Below are 14,941 nucleotides of genomic sequence, written 5' to 3'. Positions count from 1 at the left end.
TTTTTTGCATCTGGCTTCGCATCCTTGACTCAGCCTTTGACGGCTCCAGCGACGACGCCTTTGACAATGTATTTTTGCAGAAAAATAAATACGATGATCGAAGGCAGAACAGCCATTACCATTGCGGTCATGGCGTATTGCCAGTCTGACGTATACTGTCCGACAAAGGTGTAGGCGGCCAGCGTCAGCGTTTTGGTGCTGGGTGAGCCATTGACCATGAGTAACGGAAGCAGAAAATCGTTCCAAATCCACATCACGTCGATAATGACAATGGTGGCGGTGACTGATTTCAGCAAGGGGAAAATCACGGAAAAGAAAAGCCGGAAGCCCGAGGCTCCATCGATTTTGGCGCTTTCGTCAATCTCAGCCGGAATACCTTTCACGAAGCCGTGATAGATAAACACTGCCAGCGGTGCGCCGAAGCCCCAATACAGCAAGCCAAGTCCCCAAGTGCTGTCTGCCAGATTTAAGTCTTTCGCCAGTCGCAAGACAGTGAGCATGATGGACTGAAACGGGATCAGCATCGGCATAATGCACAGCATGTAAATCACGGAGCTCCATTTGCTTTTGGTTCTTGCCAGCTTGTAGGCCGCGATGGAAGATATCAGCACGATACCTGCCAGGCCGACGACGGTAATAATGGTGTTATTGAGAAATAGGCGTGGATAGTCGATGAATTTCCATACATATACGTAATTATCCAGCGAAAGCTGCTTGGGCAGCGCAATGACGTCGGTCATGACCTCAGCGAAGCTTTTGAACGAATTGTTAATGGCGAGAAACAGCGGGTACAAAAATAACAGTGATAATACAATCATGCCCGCTTCTAGCAAAATACGTCCCGTACGGCTGCGTTGCATCAGGCTTCAACCTCCCTGCGTTTGAAAATAGACAATTGAATAATCGTAATGATCAGGACTGCAACGAATAAAATCAATGCTTTGGCTGTTCCGTAGCCATACAGATTGTTCTGGAATGTGTCCCGGTAAATATCATACGCAATGCTGTATGTCGTACCTCCCGGTCCACCGCCGGTCAGAGATAAAATGACGTCAAACACTTTGATCGAGTTGGTCAGTGCCATGAAGACTGAGATCGTAATGGAAGGTGCAAGCATTGGTAGAATAATACTGAAAAATCTCCGAATCGGCCCCGCGCCATCAACAATGGCAGCTTCTTTTAGATCCTCTGGCACAGATTGTAAGCCTGCAATATAAATGACCATGTAAAAGCCAATGGATTGCCAGATTGATACCGCCAAAATGGAAACAAACGCGAGCCCTTCCTCACCCAGCCAGCTTAGCTGGAAGATGCCCCAGCCTGTACTGTGTCCCAGTGACTCAAAGCCTTGCATGAAGATGAATTTCCATATAAAGCCGACAATCACGAGACTGAGGATATACGGGATAAAGAAGGCCGCCCGCAGCCAAGCCGAGCTTTTCAGCTTCATATCGAGAACGAGCGCCAGCAAAATGGCCAGCACATTCACCAATACAATGTACAGGATGGCATACTTGACGGTAAACCAGGCTGCATGTGCAAAATTGGCGTCCCCAAGCAGGATTTGCTTGAAGTTATCCAAACCTACAAATTTCGGATGTTTGGATATGCCGTTCCACTTGGTGAGGGAATAGCGTATCGTCATCAAAAACGGAATATAAAATGCAATCGTAATGCACAAGATTACGGGCAGTGTGAATAAACCGAATTCCAGTTTACTACCCTTGTCGCCCCAGGTTCCCCTTTTTTTCAGCATAACGCACCTCTTTTTCTCAACATTTTCCGCTCTTTCGCTCCAAGCTGTTTAAGATATAATGAAAGTATAGGATAGCCCCTAGGGCCGGACCAATGGATTTAAGAAAACAGTTGAGGGTAAAAATGTGTACGCTTTCAAAAGGGGCGGTTATCATGATGTCAGAGCGCGTAGGAACGATTCTTCGCTCCATGTGGAGGAGGATCACGCAAAAATTAGTGAACAAGCTCATTCTTCTTTTTACCTCGGTGATTATTCTGGTGGTGGGCTCACTCACAATTATTTCCTATCAGATGATTGAAAAGGAGTCGGTTAACCATAGCATCGCCAGCACGACCAATAATCTGTTGCTGGTCAATCAGAATTTGGAGGATTACTTGGAGGGAATGCAGCAGTTGGCTCTTCCGCAGCTTCGTTATAACGATATCATGAACGCGATTGCCAATGAGAATCGGGACTATGCTTCGAGAATGGTCATTGAAAATTACTTGCGCAGCATGTTTTATTCGCGTAATGATCTGGAAGCGATCTATCTGTACGTGGCGGACCGACATCAATACTATGTGGTTACCAGGGAGACGTACAACATTACGGTGCGCAAAGGAATAAACACGGATATTCCCAAGCTTCCTTGGTATAAAGAGACGATGGCTAGTACCACGAACGAATCATTTCAATCCTTTGTGGGGTCCCGCTCTGATATGGGCTATGTGGCGCCAAAGGCCAGCTTTATGGCATACCATCGAGTGCTGAGGTCGATTGCATCCCGTCACCCGCAGGCGGTGCTGTCCTTTTATTACAATACGAGCGCCGTGGATGAAATCATGCAGAACATCCCACTGGGCAAAGGGGACCAATTGATGCTAATGAGCCCTAAAGGGGTTCCCTTTTATGTGAACAGCTTTCCGCTATATGAGCGGATGCGTGATTCCGGAGTGTTGGCACAGATTGGCAAGGGAGGAAGCGGGCGAGTAACGTGGTCAGATAGCAGTGGCAATCAGGAGTATTTGGTCGTCTATGATGCTGGTGAAAAAGATGGGTGGCAGCTCATCAAGCCCATCCCATACCGCCAGATTTATGAAGCAGCTACGACAACACGGAATTGGAGCTATGCCATCGGGGCTTTATTTTTAGGTGTGTCTATTATATTAGTGACACTGACCTCGAACGCCATTACCCGACCTTTACATAAGCTGTCCACCCAGATGAAGCGGTTTAGCACCGGAGATTTTGGAGCAACAGCTCCTGTGAAGGGACATGACGAGATTGCATATTTGTCGCTGCATTTTAACGAAATGGTCCAAAGAACCGAAGAACTTATTAATGAGCGCTATCGCATGAAGCTGGTCGAAAAGAATGCCATACTCAAGGCGTTGGAGGCTGAAATTAATCCTCATTTTCTGTACAATGCCCTGCAAGCCATATCCACACAGGCATTAAAGCGGGAGATGTTCGACATGGCGGATATGGTGGATGCATTGGCCCAAACGTTGCGGTATTCCATCAACGGCAAGGATATCGTAGTTGCCCGCGAAGAGCTCAAGCACATTGAACGGTATATAGGTCTGCAAAAAGCAAGGTTCGGGGCGAGACTGCGGGTCGAAGTGGTATGGGAGGAAACGCTGATGGAGCTGCCGATCCCGAGATTATCCGTGCAGACGTTGGTGGAAAACGCTATCAAGCATGCGTTGGAAAAAGTATCAAGCGATATTCTGATCGTCATTTCAGCCGAATCGAGTCCTACAAATGCCACAATTGCAGTCAGGGACAACGGACCTGGAATTTCAGAGGACAAGCTGAGAATGGTGCTGGATTCATTCCATGAAAAATGGGAAGAACGGGAGAGCGAGCATATTGGTTTGAAAAATCTGAACACACGGCTGAAGCTTTTGTACGGAGATCAGGCAGGATTATTCATACTTACGGATGAAACGGGAACGGAAATGAGAATGCAAATTCCCCGGGGAGGAAGTAGTCATGTATAACGTATTGATTATTGACGATGAAGAGCCGTTGCGCGAAGCCATTCGTATTATCGGGGACTGGGACCGTCTGGGCATCGAACATATTTATGAGGCGACGAATGGAAGGTTGGGACTGGAGCTGTTGGGTCAGCACCATATAGACGTGGTGATGGTCGATATGAAAATGCCTGAGCTGAACGGTATCGAATTTCTTCGTGCGATCGAAAAGGCATATCCCCATCTGCTGACGATTGTCATTAGCGGCTACAACGACTTTGAATTTACACGGCAGGCGATACAATCCCGGGTGGTGGACTATCTGCTCAAACCTATCAATCGTCAGGATCTGAACCAGGCACTGCGCAAAGCAGTGGACATTCTGGAAAGCCGAGAGCAAAGCAAAAACAAGTTCATTAGCCAGAACATTACGCTGAATATGTCACTGCCGAAGCTGAAAGAGAAGCTATATTTGTCCATTTTGGACGGTAGCTTTAAAAGGCAGGCCAATACGGCGTTGCTCCCATTGATCGGAGCGGATCAGAAGGGGAATCGCTTTGGGGTGATCGTGCTGCGGCTGCTGAACAGGGATGAGATTCGCAGGACGCGTTTTCATGGCGATGCCGATCTGATGGATTTTGCCGTGACCAATGTGTTAGCTCAGACGTCAGATGAACGGTTGAGTTGTTTTAGCTTCTCCCATCCGCGACGGGAGCGTGAGGTCGTTTCGATCTGTACCCTGGCCCCAGGACAAGAAGAACATATGGCCTTACTATTGGCACAAGTGACACAGAAGGCGGTGGCCAACCTGCATGGGCTGTTCAGCATGGTGGTAGTTGCCGGATTGGGTAAGCTCTGCATAGATGTATTGGAGCTAGCGTCTGCTTATATGGATGCCAAGACGCTCATTCACAGCACGGATGTGTTAAAGCTGGAAGGGGAATCCATTCTTCATACAGTGCCACGGCAAATGGGTACGTTAGAGGAAATGTCATGGACGGAGCGACTGTTGTCGATCCAAAAGGATGCTCAGACAGGTCAGGCGAACCGGGCAAAGGTACTGCTGGGCGATCTGCTGAAACAATTGGCATCAGGCCCTATTTTCCGTTTACAGGATGCGGATCGAATGATGAAGGAGTTCCATTTTTTACTGAGAGAAGCTGCGATTGAGTTGGGTGCGTCTACGTCAGCGTTGAATCAAGATGGAGCTTTGGAAGAACTGGAGCAAGTGGGGGAAAGCGATTTGTCTACTGATTTTACGAGCTTTGTCCACTACGGTCAGAGATTGAATCGAATGCTGGAGCTTTACATTGCTGGGGTCCAATATGCTCAAGCGGGGAACCAGCCCTTTGACATAACGGATATCAAAAGGCACATCGACCGTTATTATTTTGAGGATATCAAAATTTCGTTTTTTGCCGAAACCTATTTTTTGAGTCGGGAATATCTGATGAAGCTGTTCAAGCAGCAGTTTGGTTACGGTATTCACGAATATGTACAGAAGGTTAGAATGGACAAGGCGAGGGAGCTGCTGGGTGATTCTAGCCTGAAAATACAGGAAATTTCGGATATGCTCGGCTACAAGGATAAGAACTATTTCAGTAAGGCTTTTCGTAATTATTATCAGGTGTCACCGTCTGAGTATCGCGTAAGCCTGCAATAAACTACTTTTTTACCCTTAACGCTTCACTAATCTGCCTTTTTAAATTGGAGTATATTTTTTAGAATGAGCGCATGGACGTTGATCACAAACAAATGGGGGAGTATCCATGTTAAAGAAGATGATGGCGTTATCCGGCAGTTTGCTTTTGACGGTCGGTTTGTTGAGCGGATGTGGAAGCAGCGGCGGCACGGATGCGTCGAAAGAAAGTGCTGGCGGCAAAGAAGATTTGAAAACGGTTACAATAAACATGTTCACAGCTTCACCAGAGTATACCGATGCTTTTAACGCGTATATTGAGGAGTATAAGAAGGTCAAACCTAACGTGAAGATCAATCTGGAGATCATGCAGGCAGACTACAACACGATTCTGAAGTCGAAAATAGCCTCAGGTAGTACACCGGATGTATTCCAAACGACGGCTGGAGGCGACATCGACACGTATGCGGATTATAGCGCCGATCTGACCAATGAGCCACTGGCAGCAGCCATGACGGATGCTGTTCGAGCGAATATGAGCTCCAGTGACGGCAAAGTGCTGGGACTCCCGGTAAAGGGGAACCTGTTTACGCTGATTTACAATAAGGATTTGCTTACCAAGGCTGGGGTAACCTCCCCACCAAAGACGATTGCAGAAATGCAGGATGCGGTCACCAAGCTAGAGGCGAAGGGCATTACTCCATTTGCCAACGCATATAAAGAGTGGTGGGTATGGAAGCATATCTTCCAACACTATGTAGATGCTGCTGCGCAGGATGCAGGCGTGGAACCGAAGCAACTCGTTAGCGATTTTATCGCAGGCAAAGCAAAAATCAAGGACTACCCAGTGCTGTACAACAACTTCTTTAACTTCATTGATTTGACGGTGAAACATGGCACAGATAAGCCGCTGGAACGGGACAGCAATGCGGAAGTAAGTGATTTTGCATCCGGAAAAGCTGCGTTTATGACGGGTAAAGGTGCGTGGGATGAGGAAGCAATCAAGAAAATTAATCCTGATCTTAAAATTGGCATCATGGGATATCCGGTGAGTGACAAAGCTGATCAATCGGTCATCATTACCGGTGCAGATCAGGCGCTGCGTATCAACAAGGATTCCGAAGTATCGAAGGAAACGATTGAATTTTTCAACTGGCTGTACACTTCGGAATACGGCAAGAACTGGTTCTCCCAGGTAGCGAAGGTGATTCCTCCAATTAAGGATGCACCGCTTCCTGATCTGGAAATGCCTAAGGAAATGGAAAGCATCTTGAAAACGTCGAAGTCCGGTGATCTGTCTGTTAACTACTCGCTGGATACGTTCCACCAAAAATTTGGCGAGCTGATGCAAGCATATATCAGCGGTAACATGAACAAGGATCAGGCGGTTGCAGAGATCGAGAAGGCATGGGTGCAATTAGGTTCAGCACAATAAGATTGGTTCCGCAGAGGCGTCCGTAAGGGCGTCTTTTTGTGTTATAGCTAGGAGGCCGAGAGTGCGTAGACAAAAAAATATTTAATAATATTTAAATATTTACTTGCAAAAAGTTATTGAGTTGTGGATAATAGGTTGTGTGCAATATATCTACAACATACGACATACATAATGACTGCAAGTTGCAAATGTGAGAGATCCCCCGTTGGAGGGAATCTCTTTATTCCGTTTGGACTATGCCGATCATGTTTATAATAGACCGTGTAATTTGGAACGCATTTTCATTGATGTGGTAAAGGTAAAAAGGAGATGAACGTTTTGACGAATTCGTTGTTTACACCGTATACACTGAAAGATTTGGAATTAAAGAATCGTGTGGTGATGCCCCCGATGTGCCAATACTCGGTGACAGCCAAGGACGGGATTCCGAATGATTGGCATCATGTTCATTACCTGAGTCGGGCTATTGGAGGTACGGGCCTGATTATTATAGAAATGACAGACGTGGAACCAGATGGACGGATTACAGATTATGATCTGGGTCTTTGGTCAGACGAGCATGTCCCAGCTTATAAGAAGCTGGTTGATGGCATTCATGCGCACGGGTCCAAGGTAGGCATCCAGATTGCTCACGCGGGCCGTAAAGCTGAGGATGCAGCTGAGCCAGTTGCTCCTTCGGCCATTGCATACCCGGATGCGAATTATAAACAGCCACGCGCGCTTACGACGGAGGAAGTCCGTGGCATGGTGCAGAAATTTGCAGACGCTACCCGGCGTGCAGTTCAAGCGGGCGTGGATACGATTGAACTTCACGGGGCACATGGTTACTTGATTCACCAATTCCATTCGCCAGTTACGAACAAGCGAGATGACGTGTATGGTCAGGAGCTATCCCGTTTCGGTGTTGAGGTTATTCAGGCTGTACGCAAGGAAATGCCTGCGGGTATGCCGTTAATCTTACGCATCAGCGCGGTGGAATACGTAGATGGTGGGTACGATGTGGATCATGCCATTGAGCTGAGCCGTGCATATCAGGCGGCAGGCGTAGACGTGATCCATGTTAGCTCGGGCGGGGAAGGCCCTGCTGGCGTCAGAAAGCCGGGCAACTATCCGGGCTATCAAGTGCCGTTCGCACGCCAAATCCGCGAAGCACTGAACATCCCGGTGATCGCTGTCGGTGCACTGGATGATCCAGCCTTGGCGCAGTTTGTTATCGGCAATGAGGATGCCGATCTGGTCGCTGTGGGACGTGGATTGCTGCGCGATCCATATTGGGCGATTCATGCAGCAGTGACGCTGCGCGGCGAGAAGCCTTCCATACCTGAACAATATCAACGTGGCTACTGAGGCCTAAGTAATCCCACGTTGTTTATATATAAACAAGGCACCTGCAACGAAGTGTACGCTTCGTCAGGTGCCTGTTTTGTTTTATGGACAGATGGTACAGTGTAAGCAATCTTACACGTGGTAGTGGTTATATTTTGTATACTTGTATTATTTAGTGATTAGGAGGTTTAGAAATGGATTATATTATTGAAACGAAAAAGCTCCGCAAACAGTTTGGGGGGGCTGTAGCCGTAGACGACATATCCTTACATGTGGAGCGTGGCAGTATCTACGGTTTCCTCGGTGAAAATGGAGCTGGTAAGACAACCACTATCCGCATGCTAATGAGGCTAATTGAGCCTACAAGTGGGGAGGTTTTTTTATTTGGCGAGCGGCTGGAGAAAAACTACCCTTCTATTTTCTCGAAAATAGGTACAATTATTGAAACGCCTGGTTTATACGAAAATTTGAGCGCACGCGACAATCTAAGAATTTGCTGTATGTACATGGGGGTACAGGACAACGGAAGGATAGAACGTACCCTAACCACGGTAGGATTAGAGCATACCGGGAAAAAAAAGTTTAAGGATTTTTCCCTAGGAATGAAGCAAAGATTAGGGATTGCGAGGGCGCTTGTTCATGACCCTGAGTTGCTCATATTGGATGAGCCGACGAACGGACTGGACCCATCTGGAATTAAGGAAATTCGTCAGCTATTAAAGCGGTTGTGTGAGGAGAATGGGAAAACCATTCTTATTTCCAGTCATATCTTGAGCGAAATTCAGCAGTTAGCTACACACATCGGGATTATACATAATGGAAAGCTGTTAACAGAAGATCGTTTGAGTCAGTTGGAGGAAGAGTTTGAACAATACACAGACATAAAAGTACACGATGCAAAAGCAGTACAAACGTTTCTGCAAGAGCACATGGGACAGCAGCTTCAATCTAATGTGATATCCCCACAAGAACTAAGAATTCATAGTCCGATCGAAAATACAGCCACGTTAAATAAACAGTTAATAGATCATCAGTTTTCAGTCTATGAGATACACACCTCAAAGCAGACACTAGAGGAGTACTTTCTGACTCTCATTTCGGGAGAGGATGTGCGACGTGATTAGAGCAGAACTCATTAAACTTAAAAGTTCTAAAGCCTTCTTGTTGAGCTATATTATATTGCTGGCTGTTGTGCTGTTGGAATTTGCGACGAGCGCTATTTTTTACAGATATTCAATTGATAAACGGGGTTGGACCTACTATTTCGAGGGCATAGTTCTCTTCGTCAATGTTGCAGCCGGATTTATCAGTTACTACATATTAACCGGTCATATTTTTGCAAGAGAGTATCAGGAAAACACGCATCTATTTATGTTTACCACGCCTGTCACCAGGGTTAAATTTTATTTTAGTAAATTGATCATTATTTATGGATTTATTATTGTATCCTTATTTCTCGTTCTGTTTTTGTCTGCCTTATTAGGCATGTCCATTACAGAGCGACCTTTAACGATGGCTATCTGGGTATACCAAATCCAAGTGTTTGCTAAAATGTGTGTGATGCATGCGATGTTAATCCCAATCGCCTCTTTTTTTGCTATACGCTGGAAGAGCATCATGGTGGTTGTACTCGTAGTTTGTACTGCAATATTTTTGAATTTTATATACAAAAGTGAATGGTACCCTTGGATTGTGCCCTATCTCTTATCTCCTAATGAAAGAAATGCGACTATACCTACCAATGTTTCAATAGCATGGTTCAGCTTATCCGTGACCTTTCTTCTTGGATTGTTTTTATCCATATGGACATATCAAAGAAAAGACTAAATGGAGAGTTTTTGAGAGGAGGGTTACTATGCTTGACCTGTTTAAAGCAGAGTGCTTGAAGCTGAAAGGAACTAAAATTCTTTGGTTGAGTGTAATGATTTTAGTATTAACCATTGTTTTAGAATTTTATAGTTACGCGGGTAGTTCCAAGTATTCCATAGATCGTGATGGTTGGAATGACTACTTTATGAGTGTTGTTATTCTTATTAATTTTCTGACCGGTTATATGAGCTACTATATTTTGACCTGCTATATCTATGCAAGAGAGTATCAGGAGAAGACCCATATTGCACTGTTTACAAACCCGATTCGCCGGACTCGTATTTACTTCAGCAAACTACTCGTTATTTATATGTACATCGCTGTTAGCCTACTGATGGCATTTGTGCTATCTACAGTATTGGGTACGTTTATTACAATCAGACCGCTAACCTTTGAAATCGTTATGTATCAGCTTGGGGTATTTGCTAAAATGATTCTTATGCACGCTATGCTCATCCCGATCATCAGTTTCTTCGTTATTCGTTGAAAAAAATTTGTACCCGCCATTATTGGGATGTGTACGGTTATGTGCTTAAATTTTGTTTTGGTTAATACACCGGGGAATACCTTTTATCCATGGACAGTGCCGTTATTGTTTTCTCCCCATGGACAAATGGGCAGAACATTCACGTATGTTCCTGGAGGGGTCATCAGTATTTGCTTCATTTTTGTGCTGGGTCTTTTTTTGGCGTTGAGAAGTTATACTCATATAGAGAAAAAGTAGAATGTGCAAGCAGAAAAACAAGGATGGTAGTCCGCATAAGGTTGGTTGAATGAAGCTGTAAAATGTTGTCGCTAAAGGACGGATTTACGTGCTATAATTCCAGTAACAACAGAATGGCTTAGGTGGGCGGTCGGCTAAGTCTCCCGGAAGGGAGGTGATGCCTGTGGAGGTTAAAGATGCTCTGACATTAATGATGATGTTCGGCACGCTATTAGTAGCGTTGATCGGATTAATCGTTACGATTGTTATTGCGTTGAACCAAAACAAAAAGAAATAGACCGCCCTGGACAAGGGAAAACGGTCTATTTCTAATAGAGCTAGCCCTGTTCAGCCGACCGCTCTTCAAAGCGGCTATTGCCAAGAGTAGGGATGTTACCAGCATCCTTGCTCTTTTTTAGTATATCCTTCTATCATTTATTTTAGCACAATTGAATAATCGATGTAACTCATTTGGTGAAAACTTTAACTTCCTTTGGAGCGAGGGTCACGGTGATCGAACCGTTGTTGATCTGAATGGAGTCGTTGCTTAATTGGTTGGTCAGGCGAGTGCCGTTGGACAGATTGTCGAAGTTGCCAATCGTGCGGGTTTGACTGCTCCAGGAGTTGTTGATAAGTACGATGGCCTCGTCGCCATTTTTAGAGCGCTGGAAGCTGTAAAAGGAGTCGTCTACCCACTTTTCCTTTTGGCTCCCGTTTTGCAGGGCAGGGTGGCTGTTGCGCACACGGTTCAGCTTAGCGATGTACTGATACAGATCATGATTGGCGTTAAACACAACGTTTTCCCGGTTGGCAGGATCATCTCCGCCACTAAAGCCTTGCTCGGTGCCTTGATAGATGATAGGAATCCCGCGTGAGGTCAAAGTAAAGCCCAAGGCGGCCTTGAGCTGAGGCCATTTGTCATAGTTAGCACCCGGCTTGCCAGAGGCGTCATTCAGGAAACGTTTTACATCATGATTGTCGATAAATACGCCGTTGGTCTGGGCATCGCGATAGTGACGATCATCTGAGTAGCGTTCCTTGATTTTCCTCATAGATTGATCGTGTCCAAACACATCCTTGATTGTATAATACATCGGAAAATCCAGTGCGGCATCGAGATACCGGGTGTAATCACCCACATAAGCAGGATCGCCACTGTAAATTTCACCGAGAGTGAAGGTATTGGCGGCCTGGTCAAAATCCTTCAAAAACCCTTTGGGTACATGCTTCACAGTGTCCACCCGCAGTCCGTCGACCCCCGACTCGTTCAGCAGCCATTTGATCCAGTTTTTGAGTTCATTCGCTGTATCTGGGTTGTCCTGATTCAGGTCGTCCAATCCGGCAACGTCACCGTTTTCGATTTTCCACTGATTGTTTGAGTTGTAGTCTGCTCCTGTGATGTCGCCATTGTGATGATACCAGTCCGCTTTGTCAAAAGGAGCCTTGGCGATGCCGTTCCCAGGTTGAAAATCGCCAGTGTGATTGGGAACTACGTCCAGCATCACAGCGATATTTTTGTCGTGTGCCTTACCAACCAGCTCTTTGAACTTGTCCATGGTACCAAGATGCCCGTCTACCGCATAAAAATCATACGTATGATAGCCGTGGTAAGCGTATTCGCTCTTTTGCATCGTTACCGGAGTAATCCAGATGGCGGTAAACCCCATATTTTTAATGTAGTCGAGTTGGTTAATAATCCCTTGAAAATCGCCACCATGCCACTTGCGCTGATCGTTGTTGTTGGAATTGAAGCCACCGTAATTATCGTTGGATGGATCTCCGTTGCTAAATCGGTCTGTCATGATAAAATAAATGCTCTGTTTGCTCCAGTCTGTGTTGAGGGGAGTGGGCTTGGAGAGGGTACCCAGATCTATAGGAGTGAAGGCGCCCGAAGGCGCCCCCGTTTGAATAGTTACTTCAACTCCGTTAGGGTTGGGTACGTACGTAGAAGTGCCTACGTTTAAGGATGCACCCGAAAGTTCCACTGTTTGGATAGGTCCTGCAACTTCGTTAAGGTTGGTTGTGTAGGTGGAAGTCCCTACGCTGAGGATGCTCCCCGAAGGTGCCCCCGTTCGGATAGTTCCTGCGGCTCCGTTAGAGCCGGGCGTGTAGGTAGAAGTTCCTGCGCTGAAAAGGTAGTTCTTCGTGTTATTGCTGTCCCAGCTGTTATTGCCGTCATTAAAAGCGGCTTCCAGTTGGGAGGCAGACCCGATATCGACGGTAATTTTAGCATAGCCGCTAATCTCGGCATCCTGCATTTTCACACCGGGTACGGCAGTCCAGTTTCCGCCAGCCGGGCGGTAGTGAATGTAAGGCGAGTTAAAGCCTTTTTTGTAGTATACCGTTACCTTGTTAGTTGTACCGCCGCCATCCCCGGGAACCGTGCCCGATGGAGCGCCTGATGTGATCGTTCCCGCATTGCCGCTGTTACCGGGCGTGTAAGTAGAAGTGCCCGTGCTGAAGGAGTAGTTTTTGGTGTTGTTGCTGTCCCAGTTGTTATTACCGTCATTAAAAGCAGCTTCCAATTGGGAGGCAGACCCGATATCGACGGTAATTTTGGCATAGCCGCTAATCTCGGCATCCTGCATTTTCACACCAGGCGCAGCAGTCCAGCTTCCCCCAGCCGGACGGTAGTGAATGTAAGGTGAGTTGAAGCCTTTTTTGTAGTATATAGTTACTTTGTTGCCTGTACCGCCACCGTTATCGCCGGGCTTGGCCTTGTTTACAATATACTGTTTGAATCCACTCATCTCACCGGTTGGTGAGCCGTCGTTGTTGACGAGATTGTTGAGGCGTAAAAGTGTAAAGCCGTGATAACCGAACTTTGTGATTTTTTCTTCGATTTTTTGAAAGCCGCTACCGCCAGTCGGGAGTGCATTCTCACCATTTAGGCGAACACCCTTGGCATTAGCGATCGAGGAGACAGTATCTACTAATGTGGACGGCAAGGAATAATTCGGTGCTGTACCACTGTCGTTCATCTCCAGAGCAGTAAAGGTCAAATCCAGATCCGCATCTTTGAACTTCTCGATGAGACGGTTGTAATCATAATATCCACCTGCTTGCTCTGTGCTGTGAGGCATGGCAGGATTGTTCATCTGCCAGTGCAGACCGGAAATCTTGGCTCCGATACGGACACCGAACACGGAATCGAAGTTTTTGTGTGCAGCAGCTCCGATGACGCCCAGATGCTTCTCAAGCACGCTTTGGTACCACGACAGAAAATCCTTCCCATACGTGGAAGTATACCCGCCGTTCGTGTAAAATCCGTCCCCGTCAGTCGGCGGATTGATTTGGCCAAGGCTGCTCAGCTTGGTACCCCAGGCTGCATTAATCTTGTCCATTGATCCATACTTTTCATTCATGGCCGTGCGGAACGCATTTTTGGCTGTTTCAGTGTATGCTTGGAATTTGCCCCGTGCAGGATAACTCCATCCCGCTGCCGGATAGTATGAAGGATATCGCAATTCTCCAGAGGGCCCACCGCTTAAATAAATTTTGGGAATGATGCTTTTGTAGCTAGCAAAGGTTTGAGCAAATGAGGCATACAGCTCGTCATATTGTTTACCAGTCCCGCTCCATAATGGAGAGAGGGCTTCGTTATTGGCAAAACCGCTTTCGTCCTTGAACTGCATTTCATCTGCACTGCCCTTGCTAGACAGCCAGTTTGGTAGCGGGATGTTGCAATCATCCCCCACATTTCCCCCACACTTATGCGTAGAGATAATAGGAACCCACTTCAATCCCACTTCTTTTACGGCATCTGCATAGGTCTTGTAGTAGCTCCAATCGAACTGGTTATCTCCTGCGCTCTCCACATGGCCCCACCAGACGTCGGTGGTAATGGCATACACACCGTTACTTTTCAGCGTTTGCAGTTGCTTTTTGAATGCACCCCAGTCACTGATTTTCGCCAGCGGCCCCATGACAGAAGCCTGAAAATCATCAGCAACCGCTGCGCTTGCCGTATTGGAGGGTGAGCCAATAAAGGCGGTCAGAGATAGCACAATGCTTAATAGCATCAGGCACCCTTTTTTCCATAGACTTCGATACAAGGTCAAACCGATCATCCTCCCCAAAGCATAGTCTAATTCGACAACATTTTGTAAACGTCTACAAAAATAGTATAAAGCAAGCGGTTGCATAAAAAGAAGAATTTATTGCACACTCAGGGTGGACAAATATGACATTTTACGTAAGCAACCGTGTGCTTAAAAGTTTCCAGACAAAAAAATAAGGCATAGGTCTGAGTAAG

At 46.4% G+C, this 14,941-nt stretch carries 11 protein-coding genes; 8 read left to right on the top strand and 3 right to left on the bottom strand.

The window, feature by feature from the left end:
- Positions 1-29 precede the first annotated feature (29 nt).
- A complete protein-coding gene (locus GRP75_RS01835) occupies positions 30-860 on the bottom strand; it encodes a carbohydrate ABC transporter permease (RefSeq protein WP_013312583.1) in 831 nt (276 codons plus the stop codon).
- Positions 860-1,756 (bottom strand): carbohydrate ABC transporter permease, encoded by an 897-nt coding sequence (locus GRP75_RS01830; protein WP_013312582.1) that lies wholly within the window; start codon positions 1,754-1,756, stop codon positions 860-862. Before GRP75_RS01830 ends, GRP75_RS01835 begins: the two co-directional genes overlap by 1 nt.
- Before the next feature lie 122 nt (positions 1,757-1,878).
- Here GRP75_RS01830 and GRP75_RS01825 point away from each other — a divergent pair, with 122 nt between their 5' ends.
- From GRP75_RS01825 to GRP75_RS29450, 8 genes are all read left to right on the top strand, one after another.
- Positions 1,879-3,738, top strand: a complete 1,860-nt coding sequence (locus tag GRP75_RS01825) for a cache domain-containing sensor histidine kinase (protein ID WP_075154929.1) — start codon at positions 1,879-1,881, stop codon at positions 3,736-3,738.
- Entirely contained in the window at positions 3,731-5,377 is a 1,647-nt protein-coding gene (locus tag GRP75_RS01820) for a response regulator (RefSeq protein ID WP_160788462.1), read from the top strand. The genes GRP75_RS01825 and GRP75_RS01820 overlap by 8 nt, the downstream gene beginning before the upstream one ends.
- A gap of 106 nt (positions 5,378-5,483) precedes the next feature.
- Positions 5,484-6,788 (top strand): ABC transporter substrate-binding protein, encoded by a 1,305-nt coding sequence (locus GRP75_RS01815; protein ID WP_023990947.1) that lies wholly within the window; start codon positions 5,484-5,486, stop codon positions 6,786-6,788.
- Positions 6,789-7,106: 318 nt separating this feature from the next.
- The gene (locus GRP75_RS01810) at positions 7,107-8,135 is read left to right on the top strand and encodes an NADH:flavin oxidoreductase/NADH oxidase (protein ID WP_160788461.1); all 1,029 of its coding nucleotides are present in this window, start codon (positions 7,107-7,109) and stop codon (positions 8,133-8,135) included.
- Between the two features lie 173 nt (positions 8,136-8,308).
- Positions 8,309-9,238, top strand: a complete 930-nt coding sequence (locus GRP75_RS01805; RefSeq protein ID WP_160788460.1) for an ABC transporter ATP-binding protein — start codon at positions 8,309-8,311, stop codon at positions 9,236-9,238.
- Positions 9,222-9,941: an ABC transporter permease gene (locus GRP75_RS01800; protein ID WP_202403931.1), complete on the top strand. Its 720-nt coding sequence runs from the start codon at positions 9,222-9,224 to the stop codon at positions 9,939-9,941. Before GRP75_RS01805 ends, GRP75_RS01800 begins: the two co-directional genes overlap by 17 nt.
- A gap of 28 nt (positions 9,942-9,969) precedes the next feature.
- The gene (locus tag GRP75_RS01795; RefSeq protein ID WP_237448894.1) at positions 9,970-10,470 is read left to right on the top strand and encodes an ABC transporter permease; all 501 of its coding nucleotides are present in this window, start codon (positions 9,970-9,972) and stop codon (positions 10,468-10,470) included.
- A gap of 400 nt (positions 10,471-10,870) precedes the next feature.
- Complete coding sequence (locus tag GRP75_RS29450; protein WP_010347020.1) at positions 10,871-10,984, top strand: putative holin-like toxin; 114 nt, start codon at positions 10,871-10,873, stop codon at positions 10,982-10,984.
- A gap of 169 nt (positions 10,985-11,153) precedes the next feature.
- Here the strand turns inward: GRP75_RS29450 and GRP75_RS01790 are convergent, their stop codons facing one another.
- Positions 11,154-14,747: a family 14 glycosylhydrolase gene (locus GRP75_RS01790; protein WP_160788458.1), complete on the bottom strand. Its 3,594-nt coding sequence runs from the start codon at positions 14,745-14,747 to the stop codon at positions 11,154-11,156.
- Positions 14,748-14,941: the final 194 nt, after the last annotated feature.

The sequence above is a fragment of the Paenibacillus sp. OT2-17 genome (assembly GCF_009827695.1).
In the GTDB taxonomy this organism is placed as follows: Bacteria; Bacillota; Bacilli; order Paenibacillales; family Paenibacillaceae; genus Paenibacillus; species Paenibacillus polymyxa_B.
This window is presented reverse-complemented; position numbering and strand designations above follow the sequence as displayed.